23 protein-coding genes are annotated in these 21,755 nt (G+C 61.8%); 9 read left to right on the top strand and 14 right to left on the bottom strand.

Annotated elements, in window-relative coordinates:
• Positions 1-54 precede the first annotated feature (54 nt).
• The 9 genes from yidC to ACR0DA_RS18145 all read left to right on the top strand — a co-directional run bounded on the left by yidC (position 55) and on the right by ACR0DA_RS18145 (position 8,110).
• A complete protein-coding gene (gene yidC / locus ACR0DA_RS18105) occupies positions 55-1,881 on the top strand; it encodes a membrane protein insertase YidC (RefSeq protein ID WP_170366397.1) in 1,827 nt (608 codons plus the stop codon).
• On the top strand, positions 1,878-2,615 hold the full coding sequence (locus ACR0DA_RS18110) for an MOSC domain-containing protein (RefSeq protein ID WP_170373373.1): 738 nt from the start codon (positions 1,878-1,880) through the stop codon (positions 2,613-2,615). The genes yidC and ACR0DA_RS18110 overlap by 4 nt, the downstream gene beginning before the upstream one ends.
• Positions 2,612-3,265, top strand: coding sequence for a ribosome biogenesis GTP-binding protein YihA/YsxC (gene yihA / locus ACR0DA_RS18115; RefSeq protein ID WP_480755163.1), 654 nt, complete (start codon positions 2,612-2,614; stop codon positions 3,263-3,265). The genes ACR0DA_RS18110 and yihA overlap by 4 nt, the downstream gene beginning before the upstream one ends.
• Positions 3,266-3,273: 8 nt before the next feature.
• Entirely contained in the window at positions 3,274-3,630 is a 357-nt protein-coding gene (locus ACR0DA_RS18120; RefSeq protein WP_254429449.1) for a DUF2946 family protein, read from the top strand.
• Between the two features lie 66 nt (positions 3,631-3,696).
• Positions 3,697-5,100, top strand: a complete 1,404-nt coding sequence (locus ACR0DA_RS18125; protein WP_480755165.1) for a PepSY-associated TM helix domain-containing protein — start codon at positions 3,697-3,699, stop codon at positions 5,098-5,100.
• 155 nt (positions 5,101-5,255) lie between these two features.
• Positions 5,256-6,119, top strand: a complete 864-nt coding sequence (gene argB / locus ACR0DA_RS18130; RefSeq protein WP_480755167.1) for an acetylglutamate kinase — start codon at positions 5,256-5,258, stop codon at positions 6,117-6,119.
• A 52-nt stretch (positions 6,120-6,171) separates the two neighbouring features.
• On the top strand, positions 6,172-6,966 hold the full coding sequence (locus ACR0DA_RS18135; protein WP_480755196.1) for a sterol desaturase family protein: 795 nt from the start codon (positions 6,172-6,174) through the stop codon (positions 6,964-6,966).
• A complete protein-coding gene (locus ACR0DA_RS18140) occupies positions 6,963-7,616 on the top strand; it encodes a ferredoxin (RefSeq protein WP_480755169.1) in 654 nt (217 codons plus the stop codon). The genes ACR0DA_RS18135 and ACR0DA_RS18140 overlap by 4 nt, the downstream gene beginning before the upstream one ends.
• Positions 7,613-8,110, top strand: coding sequence for a SixA phosphatase family protein (locus ACR0DA_RS18145; RefSeq protein ID WP_480755171.1), 498 nt, complete (start codon positions 7,613-7,615; stop codon positions 8,108-8,110). The genes ACR0DA_RS18140 and ACR0DA_RS18145 overlap by 4 nt, the downstream gene beginning before the upstream one ends.
• 49 nt (positions 8,111-8,159) lie before the next feature.
• On the opposite strand, the gene ACR0DA_RS18150 is transcribed toward ACR0DA_RS18145, so the two are convergent.
• The 14 genes from ACR0DA_RS18150 to rpsM all read right to left on the bottom strand — a co-directional run bounded on the left by ACR0DA_RS18150 (position 8,160) and on the right by rpsM (position 21,637).
• Entirely contained in the window at positions 8,160-8,951 is a 792-nt protein-coding gene (locus ACR0DA_RS18150) for an amino acid ABC transporter ATP-binding protein (protein WP_170361666.1), read from the bottom strand.
• A 12-nt stretch (positions 8,952-8,963) separates the two neighbouring features.
• Positions 8,964-10,262, bottom strand: coding sequence for an amino acid ABC transporter permease (locus ACR0DA_RS18155; RefSeq protein WP_170342939.1), 1,299 nt, complete (start codon positions 10,260-10,262; stop codon positions 8,964-8,966).
• Positions 10,263-10,265: 3 nt separating this feature from the next.
• Entirely contained in the window at positions 10,266-11,498 is a 1,233-nt protein-coding gene (locus ACR0DA_RS18160) for an amino acid ABC transporter permease (RefSeq protein ID WP_170601355.1), read from the bottom strand.
• 126 nt (positions 11,499-11,624) lie between these two features.
• A complete protein-coding gene (locus tag ACR0DA_RS18165; protein WP_170343472.1) occupies positions 11,625-12,641 on the bottom strand; it encodes an amino acid ABC transporter substrate-binding protein in 1,017 nt (338 codons plus the stop codon).
• A 210-nt stretch (positions 12,642-12,851) separates the two neighbouring features.
• Positions 12,852-13,559, bottom strand: a complete 708-nt coding sequence (locus tag ACR0DA_RS18170; protein ID WP_480755173.1) for an ATP12 family chaperone protein — start codon at positions 13,557-13,559, stop codon at positions 12,852-12,854.
• Positions 13,560-13,563: 4 nt separating this feature from the next.
• Positions 13,564-14,235: an HAD-IA family hydrolase gene (locus ACR0DA_RS18175; protein ID WP_480755174.1), complete on the bottom strand. Its 672-nt coding sequence runs from the start codon at positions 14,233-14,235 to the stop codon at positions 13,564-13,566.
• On the bottom strand, positions 14,232-15,275 hold the full coding sequence (locus tag ACR0DA_RS18180) for an RluA family pseudouridine synthase (protein ID WP_480755176.1): 1,044 nt from the start codon (positions 15,273-15,275) through the stop codon (positions 14,232-14,234). Before ACR0DA_RS18180 ends, ACR0DA_RS18175 begins: the two co-directional genes overlap by 4 nt.
• Positions 15,276-15,408: 133 nt before the next feature.
• Positions 15,409-16,215, bottom strand: coding sequence for a crotonase/enoyl-CoA hydratase family protein (locus tag ACR0DA_RS18185; protein WP_480755178.1), 807 nt, complete (start codon positions 16,213-16,215; stop codon positions 15,409-15,411).
• 96 nt (positions 16,216-16,311) lie between these two features.
• Entirely contained in the window at positions 16,312-17,625 is a 1,314-nt protein-coding gene (locus tag ACR0DA_RS18190) for a replication-associated recombination protein A (protein WP_170436541.1), read from the bottom strand.
• 4 nt (positions 17,626-17,629) lie between these two features.
• Positions 17,630-19,015: a trypsin-like peptidase domain-containing protein gene (locus tag ACR0DA_RS18195; protein ID WP_170368008.1), complete on the bottom strand. Its 1,386-nt coding sequence runs from the start codon at positions 19,013-19,015 to the stop codon at positions 17,630-17,632.
• Positions 19,016-19,186: 171 nt separating this feature from the next.
• On the bottom strand, positions 19,187-19,612 hold the full coding sequence (gene rplQ / locus ACR0DA_RS18200) for a 50S ribosomal protein L17 (protein WP_093965383.1): 426 nt from the start codon (positions 19,610-19,612) through the stop codon (positions 19,187-19,189).
• 118 nt (positions 19,613-19,730) lie between these two features.
• On the bottom strand, positions 19,731-20,747 hold the full coding sequence (locus ACR0DA_RS18205; RefSeq protein WP_170342951.1) for a DNA-directed RNA polymerase subunit alpha: 1,017 nt from the start codon (positions 20,745-20,747) through the stop codon (positions 19,731-19,733).
• 116 nt (positions 20,748-20,863) lie between these two features.
• Positions 20,864-21,253: a 30S ribosomal protein S11 gene (rpsK, locus tag ACR0DA_RS18210; RefSeq protein ID WP_008757289.1), complete on the bottom strand. Its 390-nt coding sequence runs from the start codon at positions 21,251-21,253 to the stop codon at positions 20,864-20,866.
• Positions 21,254-21,268: 15 nt separating this feature from the next.
• Positions 21,269-21,637: a 30S ribosomal protein S13 gene (gene rpsM / locus ACR0DA_RS18215; RefSeq protein ID WP_093965378.1), complete on the bottom strand. Its 369-nt coding sequence runs from the start codon at positions 21,635-21,637 to the stop codon at positions 21,269-21,271.
• Positions 21,638-21,755 lie beyond the last annotated feature (118 nt).

A 21,755-nucleotide genomic window follows, 5' to 3' on the forward strand; every position in this document is an offset into this window, starting at 1 on the left:
CTGCACTCTGTTGAACCCTGCGGTGTCTTTCACTGCTCAAGGTGGCTGTCCCAGATGGACGATCAGAACAAGAATCTCATCCTTGCAACCGCGCTTAGTTTCCTTGTGATCCTGGTCTGGTTTGTGCTGTTCCCCCCACCGGAACCGACCACAACGCCTGAGCAGGCTGAAATCAGCGCCTCGGAGGGGGAAGAGATTCAGACGCCCAGCGCCGGAAGCACGACTGTCGGCGAGGCAACCGCCACCGCAGAGGAAACCCTGCCGGAAGCCACCGCGCCGCGGATCCAAATCGACACGCCGCGTCTGTCGGGCAGCCTGTCGCTTTCGGGTGGACGGATCGACGAACTGTATCTGAAAGACTACAAGGTCTCGATCGACGAAGGCGCTCCGATCGTCGAACTGCTGTCGCCCGTTGGGTCCAATTCGGCCTACTACGCCCTCTACGGGTGGGCGCCCGGTGCCGGTTTGGCTGGCTCGGACGTGCCGGGCCCGAATACCATCTGGACGCTGGAACAGGGCGAGACTCTGTCGGTAGACAGCCCCGTAACCCTGAAATGGGAAAATGGCGCGGGCCTGACATTCCGCCGCACGATCGGTGTGGATGCGGATTACATGTTCACCGTGACCCAATCCGTCGAAAACGGCACCGGAGCCGAGGTCGGAATGGCCCCATACGGCATTCTGGCCCGCCACGGCATCGGCGAGGATGGCGATCTGCCGGGGTTGAAGAACTTCTTCATCCTGCATGAAGGTGTGATCGGCATGGCCGACGGGACCCTGTCCGAGGTCGACTATGGCGATGTCCGCGATTTCGACATCGACCCCAACGAACGGGCGCAGGCCGAGGTCTATCAGGTCAAGGAAAACGGCTGGATCGGCTTTACCGATCATTATTGGATGACCACGCTGATCCCCGATCCGGGGTCGGCTTTCAAGGCGGCCGCGAAATATGACGCGCGTCGGAAGATCTACCAGGCGGAAACGGTGTTGCCGACGATGACGGTTGCCCCCGGCGAATCCGCCGAGGTTACCACCCGGCTGTTTGCCGGGGCCAAGGAATGGGAGACCATCCGCGAATATCAGGCCCAGGGCGTTCAGAAGTTTATCGACAGCATTGACTGGGGTTGGTTCTTCTTTCTGACCAAGCCGATCTTCTGGCTGCTGCACAACATCAACGCCCTGATCGGCAACATGGGTTGGTCGATCATCGGGCTGACCCTGATCATCAAGGCAATCCTGTTCCCTCTGGCGTTCAAATCCTACGTCTCGATGGCGAAGATGAAGGAACTGCAGCCACAAATGGAAGCCCTGAAAGAAGCTGCTGGCGACGACCGCCAGAAGATGCAGCAGGGCATGATGGAGCTGTACAAAAAGGAAAAGGTCAACCCGGCCGCCGGCTGTCTGCCGATCCTGATGCAGATCCCGATCTTCTTTTCTCTCTACAAGGTGATCTTCGTCACCATCGAACTTCGGCAAGCCCCCTGGTTCGGTCCTTTCCGGGACCTGAGTGCGCCGGATCCAACCTCGATCATCAACTTCTTCGGCTGGCTGCCGTGGGCCGGACCTGAGCCGGGCACGCTGATGGCGACGATTTTCATCGGCATCCTGCCGCTGCTGCTGGGGATCTCGATGTGGCTGCAGCAAAAGCTGAACCCGGCGCCCACCGACGCGACCCAGGCCATGATCTTTGCCTGGATGCCATGGGTATTCATGTTCATGCTGGGCAGCTTTGCCAGCGGCCTGGTCGTTTACTGGATCGCGAACAACACCATCACGTTCACCCAGCAATACCTGATCATGCGCAGCCAGGGCTATACGCCGGATGTGTTTGGCAACATCAAGTCGGGGTTCAAGAAAACCCCCAAGACGGACAAGAAATGACCGGACAAGTCACGCAGATCTGGCGCCATCCGATCAAGAGCCATGGCAGGGAATCCCTGCAGGAAGTCACCGTTATCCCCGGGCAGACCATGCCCGGGGATCGCGTTTGGGCGGTGGCGCATGAGATGTCCAAGGCCGACGGATCCGAGTGGGCGCCCTGCGCCAATTTCAGCCGCGGCTCTAAGGTGCCCCAGCTGATGGCGATATCGGCCGTTCTGGACGGGGATCGCGTGACCCTCAGCCACCCGGATCGGCCCGATCTGACCTTCCACCCGGACACAGAACAAGACCTGTTTCTGGAGTGGGTCCGCCCGCTGATGCCCGCCGACCGCGCCGCATCGGCGCGGGTCGTCCGGGTTCCTGGCCGTGGTATGACCGACAGTGACTATCCTTCGGTCAGCCTGTGCAACATGGCCTCGCACCGGGCGGTCGAGCAGCGTCTGGGCCGCGAACTGTCGATCTGCCGCTGGCGTGGCAACATCTGGTTCGATGGCCTTCCTCTTTGGGAAGAATTCGATTGGCTGGATAAGGATGTGCAGATCGGCGAGGCCGTATTTCACGTGCGCGAACGGATTACGCGCTGCATGGCAACGACTGCGAACCCCGACACCGGAGTGCGGGACGCGGATACGCTGGGCGCTCTGCGCAGCTGGGACCATCAGGATTTCGGAGTATACGCCGAAGTCATTCGCCAAGGCACGATCCGCCCCGGAGACAAGGTGCAGGTTCTATGAAAGCTCTGCCATTTCCCCTGGCGGCCGATCCCGACGACCACGCAAAAGAGGCCGGCCGCAAGCTGTTTGCCGGACCGTCCGAGTTCGTCAAGGGCGTGGTGGCAATGAACGGCCTGCCCGCCCCCGACCGGCTTGAGGTCTGTTTCGCCGGCCGCTCGAACGTGGGCAAGTCCAGCCTGATCAACGCTCTGACCGGCACCAAGGGGTTGGCTCGCGCCTCGAACACGCCGGGCCGCACGCAAGAGATCAACTTTTTCACCCAGGGCCCCGACCTGTATCTGGTTGACCTGCCCGGCTATGGCTATGCCAACGCGCCGGTCAAGGTGGTCGAGAAATGGCAACGCCTGCTGAAACAGTATCTGAGCGGGCGGCAGACCCTACGCCGGGCCTTCGTGCTGATCGACTCCCGCCACGGCGTGAAACCCGTGGATGACGAGATCATGAAGCTGCTGGACACCAGCGCCGTGACCTTTCAATGCGTGATGACCAAGGCCGACAAGGTCAAGGCCAAGGACCGCGAAAAGGTTCTGGAACAGGTGCGGGGCGCCCTGTCCAAGCACCCCGCCGCCTATCCCGAGATCGTGCTGACCTCGTCCGAGAAGGGCGATGGCATCCCGACGCTGCGTTCGATCATCGCCAATTTGGAATGATGCTGCGGATGCGCGTCATTTCGGTGCTGACGCTGGTTGCCGTGATGGTAGCCGGTACAATCCCGATGGGCTGGATGCCCACGCGCAGCTCGGACGGGGCGATCCTGATGGTGATCTGCACCGGCGACGGCCCGGTCGAGCGCTGGATCGATCCGGGCGAGGACGCCCCGGACCACAACGAAACCGACGAACGCAGCGCCTGCCCCTATGGCGGGATTGTTCTGGCAGGCCAATTGCCCGAAGTCGGCGCAGTGCTGCCCGCCGACTGGCCGATTGCCGCGCGTTGGGCGCATGTGGATTTCACCCATCGCAGCGCGGGCTTTTTCGCCCGGTACGATGCCCGAGGTCCACCCCACCTCTCCTGAAACCGCGAACAAGACCTGAAACCTCGGCCGCCCGGCCGGGGACGTTCCGAATTTCTGGAGACTGAAATGGCACAAGACAGCCAAACCGGGGTCGCGCAGACGGCCCGGCGCGAGCACGCGCAAAAATTCTATAGGGCCGCTTGGCGGTGGCGCTTCTATGCGGGGCTTTTTGTTGTCCCCTTCCCGATCATCCTGGCGGTGACCGGCCTGATGATGATGTTCATTACCCAAACCGATGGCCGCGACGGAGAAAAGATCGCGGTCGAGATCACGGGCCAGGCGATGCCCGCATCCGAACTGGCCGATCTGGTGCAGGCCCGCGTTCCGGGCCGCGTGGTCGAATGGATCGGCCCCAAGGCGCCGGATCTGGCAACCGTGTTCCGCGTCAAGGCCGAAACCGGCCAGCGCATGGTGGCGATCGACCAGTATTCCGGCGAGGTGATCCAGGTCTGGGACCGCCGCGCGGGGTGGTACGATCTGGCCGACAACATCCACTCCACCCTGCTGATGGGCGATACTGGCGACCGGATTCTGGAAATCGCGGCCGGGATGGCGCTGCTGCTGGTGTTCACCGGCCTTTACATGTGGTGGCCGCGCGGCAACGTGGTGGCGGCCCTGGTGCCCGACCTGCGGGCGCGGGGCCGGGCCCTGTGGAAATCCCTGCACGCGGTCACCGGGTTCTGGATGTCGCTGTTGCTGGTCGGGTTCCTGATCTCGGGCATGTCCTGGACCGGGATCTGGGGCGGCAAGTTCGTGCAGGCCTGGAGCAGCTTTCCGGCCGAGAAATGGGACGACGTCCCACTGTCGGACGACCTGCATGCCAGCATGAACCACGGCAGCCAGAACGACGTGCCCTGGGCGCTGGAACAGACACCGATGCCGGCGTCGGGTTCGGAAGCGGGCGTGGCCGGGATACCGGCGGGCGTTGCGGTCAATATCGATGCGATGGTTGCGCTGGGTGAGTCCCTGGGCATGCAGAACCGGTTCCGCGTCGCCTATCCCAACGGTGACACGGGCGTGTGGACCCTGAACCGCGACAGCATGAGCGGCGATTCGACCGACGCCACCGAGGACCGCACCGTCCATATCGACCAGTACACCGGAAAGATTCTGGCCGACGTGCGGTTTCAGGACTACTCGCTGATGGGCAAGGCAATGGCGGTGGGCATTCCTCTGCATATGGGTCTGGCGGGTCTATGGAACTTTGTCCTGAACGTGGTGTTCTGCCTGTCGGTGATCTTTGTCTGTGTGTCCGGCGTGGTCATGTGGATCAAGCGGCGGCCCTCCGGCGCCAGCCGTCTGGCGGCGCCGCCGATGCCGTCTGAGATGCCCCTGTGGAAGGGCGCGGTGCTGGTCGGGCTGTTCACGGCCATGGCCTTTCCGCTGGTCGGGCTGACGCTGCTTGCGGTGCTGGCCGTCGACCTGCTGGTGGTCAGCAACATCCCCGCGGTTCGGCGCGCATTCAGTTGACCGGTTCGGGCGGTGCCCCTGGGGTCCGCCCGTCTGCGTGGCGCGACAGCGTCCCCCTTTTGGCGCGCCACGCAACAAAACCTGCGGCCTACCCGTTCCGGGCTTGGCAGTTCCGGCCAAAGGCCCTAACAGGGAAGGCCAGAGGGACGACAGTCATGAAGAAACAGGACATGAACCGGGATTGGATAGCCACCGCCGCCACGCTCAACAGCGCCCTGCCCTATCTGCAGCGTTATGACGGGGCAATCGTCGTGATCAAGCTGGGCGGGCACGCCATGGGCAGCGACGAAGCGATGGAGAGCTTTGCCCGCGACGTGGTGCTGATGCGTCAGGTCGGCGTGAACCCGGTGGTCGTGCATGGCGGCGGGCCGATGATCAACGCGATGCTGGACAAGCTGGACATCCAGTCCGAGTTCGTGAACGGCAAGCGCGTCACCGATGCCGCCACGGTCGAAGTGGTCGAGATGGTTTTGTCCGGCGTGGTGAACAAGCGCATCGTGCAGGCCATCAATGCTCAGGGCGGAACGGCCGTTGGCCTGTCGGGCAAGGATGCCAACCTGATGACCTGTGACCAGACCGACGGGTCGCTGGGCTATGTCGGCACGCCCGCCGAAATGAACCCCAAGATCCTGCACGACCTGTTCTCGCACGACGTAATCCCGGTGATCGCTCCGCTGGGGGCGGGCCGCAATGGCGAGACGTTCAACGTGAACGGTGATACCGCTGCCGGAGCGATTGCCTCGGCGCTGAAGGCCGACCGCCTGCTGCTGCTGACCGACGTATCGGGCGTCAAGAACGCCGCCGGAGAGGTCGTGACCGAACTGAAGGCCGGCCAGATCCGCGAAATGACCCGCGAGGGCACCATCGCAGGCGGCATGATCCCAAAGACCGAAACCGCGCTGGACGCGCTGCACAGCGGCGTGCGCGCCGTGGTCATTCTGGACGGCCGTGCCCCCAATGCCGTACTGCTGGAATTGTTCACCGAACATGGTGCGGGGTCTCTGATCCGCCCCGACTGAAGCGAGCAAGCCCGCCCTTGCAGTTCACATTCACATGCTTAAATTTGAATGCATGGAGTGTGAACTCATCATCCGCTTGGGCATCTTTCTGACGCTGCTTCTGACCTTCGCGTTGGCCGAAAGGCTTGCCCCGCGCCGCCCGCTACGCGTGCCTCGATCGCGCCGCTGGCTGACCAACCTGTCGGTCACCCTTTTGAACACACTGACACTGCGGGCGATGGCGATCGGGTTCCCTTTGCTGGCGGTCGGGGCGGCTTTGGATGCCGGCCGGTTGGGCGTCGGAGTTTTCAACACTCTGGACTGGCCCAAATGGGTCGAGGTCACCCTTTGTGTCCTGGTGCTGGATTTCGCCATCTGGGCGCAACATCTGATCACCCACAAGGTGCCGATCCTGTGGCGTCTTCATCGTGTGCACCACGCCGACCGGGATATGGATGTCACCACGGCCGTTCGCTTTCATCCGGTCGAAATCGCCTTGTCGATGGGTCTGAAGATCGGTCTCGTCTACCTGCTGGGGCCCAGCGCGCTGGCGGTCATCCTGTTCGAAGTCCTGCTGAACGGCACCGCTTTGTTCAACCATTCGAACATCCGCCTGCCCTCCGCCGTGGATGCCACCATGCGCCGAATACTGGTCACACCGGACATGCACCGGGTCCACCATTCGGTGCTGCGCAGGGAACATGACAGCAATTATGGCTTTGCATTATCCATCTGGGATCGTTTGATGGGGACGTATGTGGCACAGCCCGAGGCCGGCCACGACGACATGACGGTGGGGCTGGAATGGCAGGACGATCGACCGACGAAGCTGGGGTGGAGCCTCGCTCTGCCGTTTCGGCGCAAGTGACCTATGATAAAGTGGTGGCCACATCCGAGACCGCGGGCCTGATCGTTATGGGCGCGCAACACCCGCACGTAAGTGGCGCCAAACAATTAAATGGTGGCACGCTTATTCTGCTCGGGGCAGGCAGCAGCTTTTGGCCGGTCCTCACCGCTTCGGCCGAGTGGTTGGACGGCAAGCCGGATCCGGTCGACCGTTGGTCGCTCCGAGTGGTCGGCACTCTTGCAGAAAACCTGCGCGCCCAGGCGTGGTATCCATTCGGCGGCCCCCCGTATGCGCCATTCATAGATTGGGCGTTGAAATCGGGACGTACGTTTCAAAGCCCGGTGGGCGCGCTGGTGCACGACACGGTGGGAATGATGATTTCATTCCGTGGGGCCCTGCATTTTGATCACGAGTTCGACATTCCCGTCGCAGATGACCCGTCGCCATGTATCAATTGCCCTGCGCCCTGCGCATCGGCCTGCCCGGTTGGGGCCTTGAACGCTAAGACGTTCTACGACGTCGACGCCTGCCACGGCTACTTGAGAACTCCGCCTGGTCAGGCCTGCAAGACACAGGGATGCGCGGCCCGGCTGGCCTGTCCGCTCAGCGCGGGGGCCGGACGTCGGGCCGAGCAATCCGCCCATCACATGAAAGCCTTTCACCCGGAATGACCTGCACGCTTATCCTGACCCGCCACGCAAAATCCAGTTGGGACCATCCCGGCCTGCCCGATCATGACCGACCGTTGAACAAGCGCGGCCGAGCCTCCGCCTCCGCCATCGGCGATTGGCTGCGGCGCAAGGGGTACTTGCCAGACGAGGTCCTGAGTTCTTCATCCGAACGCACGCGTGAGACCTGGCTTCGGATGGGGCTGAGTGCGTGCAACATCCGGTTCCTCTCCGAACTCTATCATGCCTCGCCCGATCAGATCCGGCAGGCGCTGTCCAGGGCGACGGGTCAAACGGTCCTGCTGCTGGGCCACAATCCGGGGATCGCGGAATTCGCGGAACGTATTGCTCGGTCTGCACCAGAGCACCCGCGGTTCCTCGACTATCCGACCTGTGCGACCACGGTTCTTCGTTTTGATATGGCGGACTGGTCCGGAATAGGTTGGCACGGCGGCCGGGTGAGCGAATTCGTCACGCCGCGCGCGTTGCTGGAATGAAAAAAGGGCGGGATCACCCCGCCCTTTCCAACGTAGTACTCAACCCGCGTCAGTGACCCAGAATCTGGCTGAGGAACAGCTTGGTGCGTTCGCTCTGCGGGTTGTTGAAGAACTCTTCCGGCTCGTTCTGTTCAACGATCTGACCGGCATCCATGAAGATCACCCGGTTTGCCACCTGGCGGGCAAAGCCCATCTCGTGCGTCACGCAGAGCATGGTCATGCCTTCCTCGGCCAGCTCGATCATCGTGTCGAGCACCTCTTTGATCATCTCGGGGTCCAACGCCGATGTCGGCTCGTCGAACAACATGATCCGCGGCATCATGCACAGCGAGCGGGCAATCGCCACACGCTGTTGCTGACCACCGGACAGCTGTCCCGGATATTTCAACGCCTGATCCGGGATCTTCACCTTCTCAAGGAAATGCATCGCGCGCTCTTCGGCCTCTTTCTTGGGCGTTTTACGCACCCAGATCGGGGCCAGCGTGCAGTTCTCCAGAATGGTCAGATGCGGGAACAGGTTGAAGTGCTGGAACACCATGCCAACCTCGGACCGGATCTTGTCGATGTTTTTCAGATCGTTCGACAACTCGGTTCCGTCCACCACGATCTTGCCCTGCTGGTGTTCTTCCAGCGCGTTCAGGCAGCGGATCAGAGTGGATTTGCCCGACCCCGACGGCCCCGCGATCACGATCCGCTCGCCCTGATTGACGGTCAGATTGATGTCGCGCAGCACGTGGAAGGACCCGTACCACTTGTTCATGTTGGTGATTTCGATGGCGACCTCGTCGCTCACCTGCATTTTAGAGCGGTCAATTTCGCGGTCGATTGCAAGTTCAGACATGTGTTGAACTCCTTAGTGATGGTCCGTGGCAAGGCGACGCTCGAGCCACTGGGAATATTGAGAGATGCCGTAGCAGACGACGAAGAACAGAAGCGCGGCAAAGCCCAGAAGCTCCCAATAGACGCCGTTCCATTCGGTCGACGCCAGGATGGGACCCCGGATCATGCCCACCAGATCGAACATCGAGATGACCGAAACCAGCGTTGTATCTTTGAACAGACCAACGGCCACGTTCACGATACCAGGGATTGAGATCTTCAAGGCCTGCGGCAGGATGATCAGACGCATCGCCTGCGGGTAGTCCAGACCCAGACTGTCTGCTGCCTCATACTGACCGCGCGGAAGCGCCGCCAGACCGCCGCGGATCACCTCGGCGATGTAGGCGGCAGAGAACATGGTGATCATGATCACGACGCGCAGGAACAGGTCGACCGTGCTGTCAGGCGGGAAGAAATAAGCCAGCATCACCGAAGCCACGAACAGCAGCGTGATCAAAGGCACGCCACGGATGAATTCGATGAAGATGACGCAAACCCACTTGATCAGCGGCATATCGGACTGACGACCCAGAGCCAGTGCAATACCCAAGGGCAAGGACAGTGACACACAGGTCACGCCCAGCATCAGGTTCAGCATAAAACCACCCAGGTCACGGCTGGGCACCGCAGTCAGCAGCGCACCTTCGTTGGCGTCTTCGGGAATGAGTGCCCCGCCGACATTCCACACGACCAGCGCCACGACAATGGCCCCAAAGAACCCGGCTGCAAAGCTGTTGCGGCCAAATTTCTGGAACACCACGCCTGCCGCGACACAGCCCAGCAGGGCCACGATGGGCACCATGATGGTTCCACCCCAAATCAGCCAGAAAGCGATAAACGGGTAGAGCGCCGTAAACAGCAGCAACTTACGAGGCAGGTCGAAGAACAGAACAGGTGCCACAGCGACCAGCATCAGCACAAACGCCAAGTTCGGGCGCCAATACGCTTCTACTGGATATTTGAACCCGTAGATCAGTTGATGCCAGCGTTCGGTCAGTACTGCGAAACAGGCCCCAGTTTTGCCGTCCAGAATCTCGCGGCATTGCGCCAGCGAGTCCGCATTCCAAACGCCGTTCAGAATCCACGGCAAGGTGTTCTTGAGAAGCACATAGATCAGCAGAATCGACAGAAGGGTGAGGATCGTGTTTGTGACGCCCGAGAACAGGTTCTCGCGCAGCCATTTGACGATACCCGTCTGGTTTGCCGGCGGAGGCGACGGAGGAATGGTGCCGTCGGCCACAAAGGCGATCGGATTTGTTGTTTGATCAGCCATGGCTCAGCGCTCCTTCAACTTGACGGATGCGTTGTAGATGTTCATCGCCATCGAAATCAGCAGCGAGGCTGTCAGATAGAACAGCATCAGCAGCAAGACGCACTCGATCGCGCGACCGGTTTGGTTCAGCGTGATGCCACCCAGCGTTGCGGTGATATCCGCATAGCCGACTGCAATCGCCAGAGACGAGTTCTTGGTGATGTTCAGATATTGCGAGATCAACGGCGGGATGATGACCCGCAGCGCCTGAGGCAGGATCACAAGATTCATGATCCGACCGGGACGCAGGCCCAGCGCGGCCGCAGCCTCGGTCTGACCTTTTGAAATCGCCTGAATACCCGCACGTACGTTTTCTGCGATGAAGGCGCCGGTATAAATCGACAAAGCGAACCACAATGCGATCAGCGGACCGCCGACCTTGATACCACCGCTGAAGTTGAAACCTTTCAGCGCGGGGACATCCCAGGTCAGGCCCATCAAAATCATCAGCAGCGCAAAAGGCACAAGCCAAACTGCAAGCTTCACAAGGCCAGTCTTTGGACGCTCGCCCGTCTGTTCCTGTTTGAGCGTGGCGCGTTTCTCAATTTCACGAGACGCAAACCAGGAAGCGACCAAAACCGCGATGACCAGCAGCCAATTCAGAAAGGTCGAACCGAACAGCCCATTCGCAAACACAGGGCGCGGGACATAGACGCCGCGGTTGGTAAAGGCGAACAGATCAAACAGCATGCTGGATGTTGGGTTATCGCCCCGGAACTCCCTCGGTCCCGGCAGAACGGCTGTCATGATCGTGAAGATGATGATGATCCAGATCAGAACCGGAATATTCCGGAAGATTTCCACGTAGACCGCCATCAGCTTGGATACGAGCCAGTTGTTTGACAGGCGTAAAACACCTGCGATCACGCCAAACACCGTCGCAGTGATACAAGCCAGGAATGCAACCAAAAGCGTGTTGAGAATGCCGACGACAGCCGCACGCCCATGCGAGGACTGGCTGTCATATTCGATCAAACGCTGGTTGATGTCATACCCGGACGGATCGCCCAGGAAAGAATAGGAAATGTTGAGCCCTGCGGCCCTAAGGTTCTGGATCAGGTTGTTACCAAGATACCAGATGCTGAGCGCAATAACGATTGCCGCGATCACCTGAAATGTAAGAGAGCGATAGCGTGTATCGTTTATGAGCATCGACAACCGAAAGTCAGCCTTCGGTGGGTCAGTCATAGTCGACATATTTTGGGATCCCCGTGCTTTTCGGACGCTTCCTTCCCGGCAGGGTTTTCCCCGCTCCCGAGCAGCCCGTAGCATTCTGTTCTGCGAAAAAGGGCGCAGGTTACCCTGCGCCCTTTTCCGTGGATTTTAGCGGAACGGCGGCGAGTACAGCAGACCACCATCGGTCCACTGTGCGTTCAGACCGCGTGCCAGACCGATCGGGGTTTCCTCACCGATGTTCTTGGCAAACACTTCGCCGTAGTTGCCACCCGCCTTGATTGCGCGCATAGCCCACTGTGCGTCCAGACCCAGCATCTCGCCCAGGGTGCCTTCGCTACCCAGCAGACGGTTGATTTCCGGGTTCTCGGTACCTGCAGCCATCTCGTCGATGTTCGCCGAGGTGATGCCCAGCTCTTCGGCCGAGATCAGAGCGTTCAGGGTCCAGCGAACGATGTCGCCCCACTCGTTGTCGCCGTGACGGACCAGCGGGCCCAGCGGCTCTTTCGAGATGATTTCGGGCAGCAGAACGTGATCACCGGGGTTTTCGAACGTGGCGCGGGTTGCGGCCAGGCCCGAAGCGTCGGTGGTGTAAACGTCACAGGCACCTGCCAGGTACTGCTGCTGCGCTTCGGCGTTGGTTTCGATCGGAACCGGCTCGTAGCTGATGTTGTTCGAGCGGAAGAAGTCCGCCAGGTTCAGCTCGGTGGTGGTGCCGGTCTGGATGCAGACAGTGGCGCCGTCCAGTTCCTTGGCCGAGCTGACGCCCAGTGCCTTGGGAACCATGAAGCCCTGACCGTCGTAGTAGTTCACACCCACGAATTCGAACTTCAGGTCGACGTCGCGGCTGAAGGTCCAGGTGGTGTTACGGGCCAGCATGTCAACTTCGCCCGAAGCCAGAGCGGTGAAGCGGGTCTTGCCGGTGGTGGGAACGAATTCAACAGCGTTCGCGTCACCCAGAACGGCGGCGGCTACTGCGCGGCATACAGCAACGTCAAAGCCCTGCCATTCGCCATTCGCGTCAGGTGCAGCAAAGCCAACCAGACCGGTGGTTACACCGCAGTTCAGCTTGCCGCGCGCTTTGACGTCGTCCATGGTTCCTGCCGCGGCCGCGCCGGCAGCAAGACCGGCAATCGTCGCCGCGCCCAAGATTACGGATTTTTTCATTTTTACCTCTTCCTGATTTCCCGCCCCATCCCGGGACGGATCTTGTCCGACACACAAAGGTAGCCGGATAGGTTACCCCAAAGGTGTCTCCCCTTTAGTGCGCCCGAGTTTGGGCGCATTCATAAACAAACGTCAAGGGTCGGATCAGTGAAAACGATATGTTCCCGGCAAGGCAACTGCCCAAGCCTCTCAAATCAGGACCAGAAAGGCTCAAACCGATAGATCGTAGAAGGTTTTCGCGTGCAAAAAGGCGATCTTCTTCAGTTCGGCGGCTTGGACCGCCTCGTCGTCATCGCCCCATTGCTCGGCCTGCCACGATTCATCCAGCCGAGAAATGCGCCATATCTCGTCCGGGTTGCGCCAGTTTTGGGCAGCAGCAAAACCCAGAATCAACGAACCCGACAGACTCACAAGGTCGTGAAACGCTGCCAGACGGAACGCGTCCAGGTCGTGAACCTGCCGACGCAGCCGGTCCAGTGCCTCGGGGGCCTGAGGCTGATGCCGTACGCCTTCGACCGGGATCAGTCTGGCGCCCAGCGTTTCCGCGGCCCAGTCCAGCGCGGGATCCCATTCGCGGCGCTGACGTTCGATCAGGGCTTCGGGGTGGGTTGCGCGATAGCACAGCAGGTCCGAATCGCCATAGTCCGACAACATGTCGGCCACTTCCGCGTGCTGATGCTGCACCTTGTCGATTGCCGCGTTGGCCGAGCGGGTGAAGGGCATCGCCGCCGGATCGATTTCCTTTTCCTGCGCGTCCCACTCGCGGGCCACCGCCTCGGCCATGGCCCGGGTGGGCAGGACCAGAGCAGCCTTGGCCGGTGTCCGCACCCGGCGGCCATCCAACTCGACGGTAAAACCGCTATCGGTCGCGACCACGGCACTGGCTGTCCAAAAGCGTTTCGGTTTCCACTCACTCATATCGTTATCCCCAGACTGCGGTCAGGACGCCGGGCAGCTGCTCGAACCGGTCGATCACCGCGGTCGCCGCACCCAGCTGCGACCGTTCATGATAGCCCCAGCCCACGCCGATCCCCGCAACCCCGGCGGCCCGCGCCATTTCCATGTCAAAGCTGGTGTCGCCGATCATCACCGCATCACCGGCCGACACCCCTGTTTCAAAAAGCGCCGTTTCGATCATCGAGGGATGCGGCTTGGAAGGATGATGGTCCGCCACCTGACGGGTGACGAAGACAGAGTCCAACCCGTGCGCCTCGAGCAAGGCATCCAACCCCCGCTGCGATTTACCCGTCGCCACGCCAAGAAGGATCTCGGGCACGGCCTGCAACGATCCGATAACCTCGCGCGCGCCGGGATAGAGCGGAGAACTTGCCGCCCCCATCTCAAGCCGATGAGCGTGATACGCCTCTTTGTAACCCTCGACCAACCGGTGTTGAGTTGCCTGCGACTGATCCGGCGCGAGGCGTGCGATTGCAATCGGCAAGGACAGCCCCACGATCGACAGGATCGCCGCGCGATCTGGCACCGGAAGGGACAGAGCTTGGAAACTGGCGGTCATGGCCGACACGATACTGGCCTGGCTGTCCACCAGCGTGCCGTCGACATCGAACAGAACCAGGCGCAGAGGCGCGGTCATTGCAACTCCTCGAACGGGTCCTGGGCGGCCAGATCCTCGGTCCATCCCAAGGTGTCCCAGCTGTCCTTCATGTGCGGCGGCAGCGGGGCATTAATCGTGACCTGCTTGCCGGTCATCGGATGCTTGAACGACGCGGTTCGGGCGTGCAGATGCAGCTTCTTGCTGATGACGCCGCCCAATTGTGCGCCCCAGCCGTCGCCCAGGTTTTCCTGACCCGAGCCGCCATATTTACCATCGCCGACGATCGGGTGCCCGATGGCCGCCATATGCGCGCGCAACTGGTGCGTGCGGCCGGTGACAGGCTCCATCGCGACCCAAGATGCGCGCCCCGCCACCCGATACAGCGTGGCATAAAGCGTATGGGCCCGTTTGGCACCCGGCGTGCTGTCGATCTCGTTCAGGTGGACGGCGATCATCTTTTCGCCCTCGCCCTGCTTGCCATGGCCGGGGGCCTTGACCAGCCCGGTCTTGATCTCGCCCAGATACGGGGTCGGCACACCAGCCACCAGCGCCCAATAGATCTTGCGCGTGTTGCGATGCCGGAAGGCCGCGGTCAGCCCCTTGGCCGCTTCGCGCGTACGCGCCATCAGCAGAACGCCCGAGGTGTCCTTGTCGAGCCGGTGCACCAGCCGCGGGTTCTCGTCATAGCCAAAACGCAGCGCCTCGGCGAGGCCGTCCACATGCCGGGCCTGGCCGCTGCCGCCCTGAACGGGCAGGCCATGGGGCTTGTTCAGTGCCAGCACGTCGTCGTCGCGATAGATCACGCAGGACTGGATCATTTTCGCATCGGCATCCGTCACGCGGGGGCGGGCCGGGGCCGGTTTGTGATCCGGGTCCGGCAGGGGCGGCACGCGCACCACCTGCCCCGCCTGCAAGCGGGTCGAGCCCTTGACCCGGCCGCCGTCCACGCGCAGTTCACCCTTGCGGCACATCTTTTCGATCCGGCCCTGGCTGACATGCGGGAACAGGCGCCGCAACCAGCGGTCCAACCGCTGGTCGCCGTCGCCCGGCTCGACCGTGATCATCTGTACGCCGCTCATGCCAATACCTCTTGCGACCGGATGCTGCGCGCCCGGAAAATCGCCCGTGTCAGTGCCTCAGAAAACATCCGCGTCTGTCGCGCGCCGCAAGGCAAGAGTCAAGCAGGCTGACGGGTTCGGGGGCCAAGGCCGCTCAGATATCAGTGAAATCCCCGTGCCGCCCGGCCCCATCGCGGAACCGAGCCGCGCCGGATGTGCCCTCGCGGCGGATGGCGTCCAGCCCGTTGGCCCATTCGACCTTCAACGCCTCGTGCATCGGCATCCCCCGGGTTTCGATGATCGAGCGGCGGTCGGCGCGGACGGCCTCCTGCGGGAACCGGGCAATCTCTTGCGCCATCGCTTCAGCCGCCATTCGGGTTTCACCCTGCGGCACGATTTTCTCGGCAAGTCCGATCCGTTCGCACTCGTCAGCCTTGACCTTGCGCCCTGTCAGCGCGATCTCGAGCGCCTTGCCCTGCCCGACCAGCCGCGGCAGCCGCACCGAACCGCCATCCATAAGCGTGATCCCCCAGCGGCGGCAATAGACGCCCATATAGGCGTCCTCGGCCATCACCCGGATGTCGCACCACAGGGCCAGTTCCATGCCGCCGGCCACTGCGGCACCCTCGATCGCGCCGATGACCGGCTTTGACAATTCCAGCCGCGATGGACCCATCGGCCCCAGCAACGACGGCGCCGCCCCGACCGGAAAGGCGTGCTTGTCGAAATACGGCTCACGCAGGTCCGGGTCGGACAGCGTGGCTGCCATCTTGAGGTCCCAGCCCGCGCAGAAATTACCGCCTTTGCCCCAGAACACGGCGGCTTTGGCCGCGCTGTCCTCGAAGGCGATGAAGGCCTCGGCCAAGGCTGCCGCGTGTTCGGCATCCACGGCGTTTCTGGCCTGGGGCCGATCGTGGATGATGGTCCACACGTCGTCTGTCTTGTCGATGGAAACGGTCATCTGCGCTCCTCCCTGGCGGCATGTAACCCTAGGGAAACCTGGCCGGGCCTTAGGTGTCGCGCAAAACGCGACGGCACGGACTGATCTGACCTTGCGTCACGACCCGTTGCGTTGACTGCGCAGTTTCGAAAAGTAGTCCAGACGCTTTTTCAACTCGCGCTCGAACCCGCGTTCGACCGGCTGGTACAGGACCGGGCGCTTCATGGTCTCGGGAAAGTAGTTCTGCCCCGAGAACCCGTCCTCGGCATCGTGGTCATAGGCATAGCCCGCGCCGTAGCCCTGATCCTTCATCAACCCGGTCGGCGCATTCAGGATGTGTTTGGGCGGCGGCTCGCTGCCCGACTGTTTGGCCAGACGCATCGCCGCCTTGTAGCCCACATAGGCCCCGTTGGATTTGGGCGCCAGCGCCAGATACACGACCGCCTGCGCCAGCGCCAACTCACCCTCGGGCGACCCGAGCCGCTCGTAAACTTCCCACGCATGCAGGCAGATCGACTGGGCCTGCGGATCGGCCAAGCCGATATCCTCGACCGCCATCCGGGTGATGCGGCGGGCCAGGTACCGCGGATCTTCGCCCCCGGTCAGCATCCGGGCGAACCAGTACAGCGCCGCATCCGGGTCGGACCCGCGCACCGATTTGTGCAGCGCCGAGATCAGGTTGTAGTGCTCGTCCCCCGATTTGTCGTATTTCGCGGCGCGGCGCATCAGGCGCTTGGCCAGCGCGTCGGGGTCCAGCGGCGCGTCCACCGACCAGGCCGCGATCTGTTCGATCAGGTTCAACAGCGCCCGGCCGTCTCCATCCGCCATTTCCTGCAGCGCGTCCCGCGCCGCGGGCGTCAGGGGCAGCGCCTTGCCCAGCTCTTTTTCGGCACGCTGTGTCAGGCGTTCCAGATCGGCCAGATCCAGCCGTTCCAGCACCAGCACCTGCGCGCGGCTGAGCACGGCGGCGTTCAACTCGAACGAGGGGTTTTCGGTGGTCGCCCCCACCAGAAGGATCGTCCCGTCCTCCATATGCGGCAGGAACCCGTCCTGCTGGGCCTTGTTGAAGCGATGGATCTCGTCCACGAACAACAGCGTCCCCCGGCCGTTTCGCCGCCGCAACTTGGCAGCCTCGAACACCTTCTTGAGGTCGGGAACACCAGTGAAGATCGCGCTGATCTGTTCGAAATGAAGGTCGGTTTCCTTGGCCAGCAGCCGCGCGATCGTGGTTTTTCCCACCCCCGGTGGCCCCCAGAAGATCAGGCTGGAAAGGCTGCCCGACGCCAGCATCACCCCCAGCGGCGCCTCGGGGCCCAGAACCTGTCGCTGCCCGATCACCTCGGACAGCGCCTGGGGCCGCAGCCGGTCGGCCAGCGGGCGGTTCGGGGCCGGTTCCGAGGCCTGGTCTTCGGTATCGAACAGGTCACTCATGCGGTCACAGCCTGAACCGCAACGACACGGGTTTGCCACCGCGCACCAGGTCGATCTGCACACGCCGCCCCGGATCGCGCAGCGCCCTAACGACGTCACGCGGGCGTTCAGCCTTTCGCCCGTTCACGGCATTGATGACATCACCGGGCCGCAACCCGGCCCGCGCGCCATAGGGGCCGGGGTCGACCACGACCACACCGGTCTGCGACAGCAGCAGACCCATCTTGGCAATCATTGCCGGGTTGATGCGCGCAACCGTCATTCCCGGAAGAACCGTGCGATCGTCCAGAGTGGTTTCCTCGGCCGGAGGCGTCTCGGGCGCGGGGACCAGATCGACGGCGACCTCAGCGCGCTCGCTGCCGCGGAGCCGGGTCAGAACGGATGTCCCACCAACACCCGCCACAGACATGCGGAACTTCATCTCAGCCGGAGAATTCACCTCCTCGCCATCCACGTGGGTCACAATATCGCCAACCCGCAACCCGGCCTCGGCCAACGGGCTGAGCGGATGGAGGTCCGAGATCACAACGCCCTGCGGCAGCGAAAGCCCAAGGGATTCGGCGATGTCCGCGCTCATGGTCTGTCCGGCCATACCCGCCCAAGGGCTGACGAAACCTTCGTTTCCTTCCTGGGCCTGCCGCAGAAACTCTGCGACCAGATTGGCCGGAATGGCGAAGCCAATCCCATTGGACCCACCCGACCGCGTCAGGATCGAGGTGTTGATGCCGATCAGGTCACCATTCACGTCGATCAGGGCGCCACCGGAATTGCCCGGGTTGATGGGCGCGTCTGTCTGGATGAAATAGCCCCGTGCATTGCCGGTGGCGGTGCCAGACCGCGCCAACCCCGAGATGATGCCAGACGACACGGTCTGCCCGACGCCGAACGGATTGCCGATGGCCAGAGCCAGTTCCCCCACCTCGACATGGTCAGAATCCCGCAGACGCAGAAACGGCAGTCCCTGCGCGTCCTGCAGGCGCAGGATGGCAATGTCGCTTTCCTCGTCGCCCAGAACGACCTCGGCCTGGAACTCGCGACGATCCGTGGTCACGACCCGGATCTCGGTCGCGGTGCCGACAACGTGATAGTTCGAGACGACATAGCCGTCCTCGGTCAGGATGACGCCCGACCCCAGCGAGTTTTGCACCCGCGGCCGCGGTGCACCGAACCCACCGCCGAAAAAGTCGCGAAAGAACGGATCCGTGAAAATCGGGCTGCTGCGCCCAGGCCGGACGATCTTGGCATAGATGTTCACCACCGCCGGGGCAGCCTTTTTGACCACCGGGGCAAAACCCATGGAAATCTCGACCTGTGACTGAGGAACCCGTGTCTCGGCACCGGCATGGGTGGCCAGTGTCATCAGGCATACGGCCAGGATCGTGCGTATCATGACAGCTCCGTTCATCATCCGCCGAAGATATGCGGAGGTCGGCACGCGAATGCAATAGAGCACGCGAAACCTTGCCGCTGCCATGTCCGCCGCAAGCGTGGCGATCCATAAGAAAAAGCCCCTGACCGGGATATCCGGACAGGGGCCATGAAACGGCAATGCAGCCGGTTCTTATTCTTCGTCAACGTCCACTTCTTCAGCGGCGACGCGGGCCTTGTCGGCTGCGCCTTTGGCGTCGATGTCACGATCAACGAATTCGATGATCGCCATCGGAGCCATGTCGCCATAGCGGAAGCCAGCTTTCAGGATACGGACATAGCCGCCCTGACGGTCCTTGTAGCGCGGGCCCAGAACCTCGAACAGCTTGGCGACGTCCTTGTCTTCCTTCAGCTGAGCTGCGGCCTGACGGCGGGCGTGCAGGTCGCCGCGCTTGCCCAGGGTGATCAGTTTTTCAACGATCGGGCGCAGTTCTTTTGCCTTGGGCAGGGTCGTCTTGATCTGTTCGTGCTCGATCAGCGAGCCGGCCATGTTCGAGAACAGGGCCTTGCGGTGCTCATGAGTACGGTTCAGGCGGCGGTAACCACGTGCGTGACGCATTTTTCAATTCCTTCTTTCGCGTTTTGCTTTGTCTGGCCGGCGATGCGTGTCACCGGCTCTCCTTGGGGCGGAAATGCCCATACGGTCCCCGGCAGCCCGGGCATTGGCGAAGACGCGTTTAGAACGCGTCTTCGAATTTCTTGGCCAGATCTTCGATGTTGTCGGGCGGCCAATCCTCGACATCCATGCCGAGGTGCAGACCCATGCCGGACAACACTTCTTTGATCTCGTTCAGCGACTTGCGGCCGAAGTTCGGGGTGCGCAGCATCTCGGCTTCGGTCTTCTGGATCAGATCGCCGATATAGACGATGTTGTCGTTCTTCAGGCAGTTCGCCGAACGGACCGACAGTTCCAGCTCGTCCACTTTCTTCAGCAGCAGCGGGTTGAACTCCAGACCATCGTCCTCGTCCTGGCGACCGGCCGATTCCGGTTCGTCGAAGTTGACGAAGATCGACAGCTGATCCTGCAGGATGCGGGCGGCGAAGGCCAGCGCGTCCTCGGGCGTGATCGAGCCGTCGGTTTCGATCTTCATGGTCAGCTTGTCATAGTCCAGAACCTGGCCTTCACGGGTCGGCTGAACGTCATAGGCGACTTTCTTGACCGGCGAGTAGATCGCGTCGATCGGGATCAGGCCGATGGGCGCATCTTCGGGCTTGTTCTTCTCGGCCGAGACATAGCCTTTGCCGGTGTTGACGGTCAGTTCCATGAACAGCTCGGCGCCATCGTCCAGGTGGCAGATGACGTGATCACGGTTCAGAACCTCGATGCCGGCGCTTTCGCTGATATCACCGGCGGTGACAACTGCGGGGCCTTTGGCATTGATCGACAGGCGCTTGGGCCCTTCGACTTCCATGCGCAGAGCGACCTGCTTGAGGTTCAGGATGATGTCGGTGACGTCTTCACGAACGCCTGCGACCGAGCTGAACTCGTGCAGGACGTTGTCGATCTGGACGCTGGTGATGGCCGCGCCTTGCAGCGAGCTCATCAGAACACGGCGCAGTGCGTTGCCCAGGGTCAGACCAAAGCCACGCTCAAGCGGCTCCGCAACCAGGGTTGCCTGCCGCGCGGGATCGTTGCCCGGCTTACCTTCCAGCTGGGTCGGCTTGATCAATTCTGCCCAATTCTTGTGGATCATGTAATCCCTCCATTCCTGTCTGCGCCCCATGACCAATCAGGTGCAGACGCCCGAGGTTTCAAAACGGCGAACCGGGGCCGTGTAAAAACACGGCCCCAGCCTGGTAATTCGATCGGTTAGACGCGGCGGCGCTTCGGCGGGCGGCAGCCATTGTGGGCAATCGGGGTCACGTCGCGGATCGACGTGATATTGAAGCCCACGGCAGCCAGCGCACGCAGAGCCGATTCACGACCCGAACCGGGGCCCTGAACTTCGACTTCCAGCGTCTTGACGCCATGTTCCTGCGCCTTCTTGCCTGCGTCTTCTGCAGCCATCTGAGCGGCGTAGGGGGTCGATTTCCGCGATCCCTTGAAGCCCATGGTACCGGCCGACGACCACGAAATGGCGTTGCCCTGCACGTCCGAGATCAGGATCTTGGTGTTGTTGAAGGTCGAATTCACATGGGCGACGCCCGATGCGATGTTCTTACGCTCTTTGCGCTTAACGCGAGTCTTGTCACGTGCCATCAGTCAGACCCTCCCTTATTTCTTCTTACCAGCAATGGCCTTTGCGGGGCCTTTGCGGGTACGAGCGTTGGTGTGGGTACGCTGACCGCGAACCGGCAGGTTGCGGCGGTGACGCAGACCGCGATAGCAGCCCAGGTCCATCAGACGCTTGATGTTCATCTGAACTTCGCGACGCAGGTCACCTTCGACGGTGAAGTTGGCGTCGATGTATTCGCGGATGGCCAGAACTTCGGCATCCGACAGTTCATTGACGCGACGGGTCGTGTCGATGCCAACGGCTTCGCAGATCGCTTTGGCCGAGGTGTTGCCGATACCGGTGATATATGTGAGGGCGATTGGTACCCGCTTTGCAGTCGGGATGTTTACGCCGGCAATACGTGCCACGTGTCACTTTCCTTTCGTTGCGGTTCCGTAGTTCCAGAACCTTTTTTCACAACGCCTAACCGTGGCAGTGTGGCCAGAGGGTTCAGCATTATTCGAGGTGGTCTATACATGCGGAACG

This window comes from Ruegeria sp. CI8 (genome assembly GCF_056536865.1).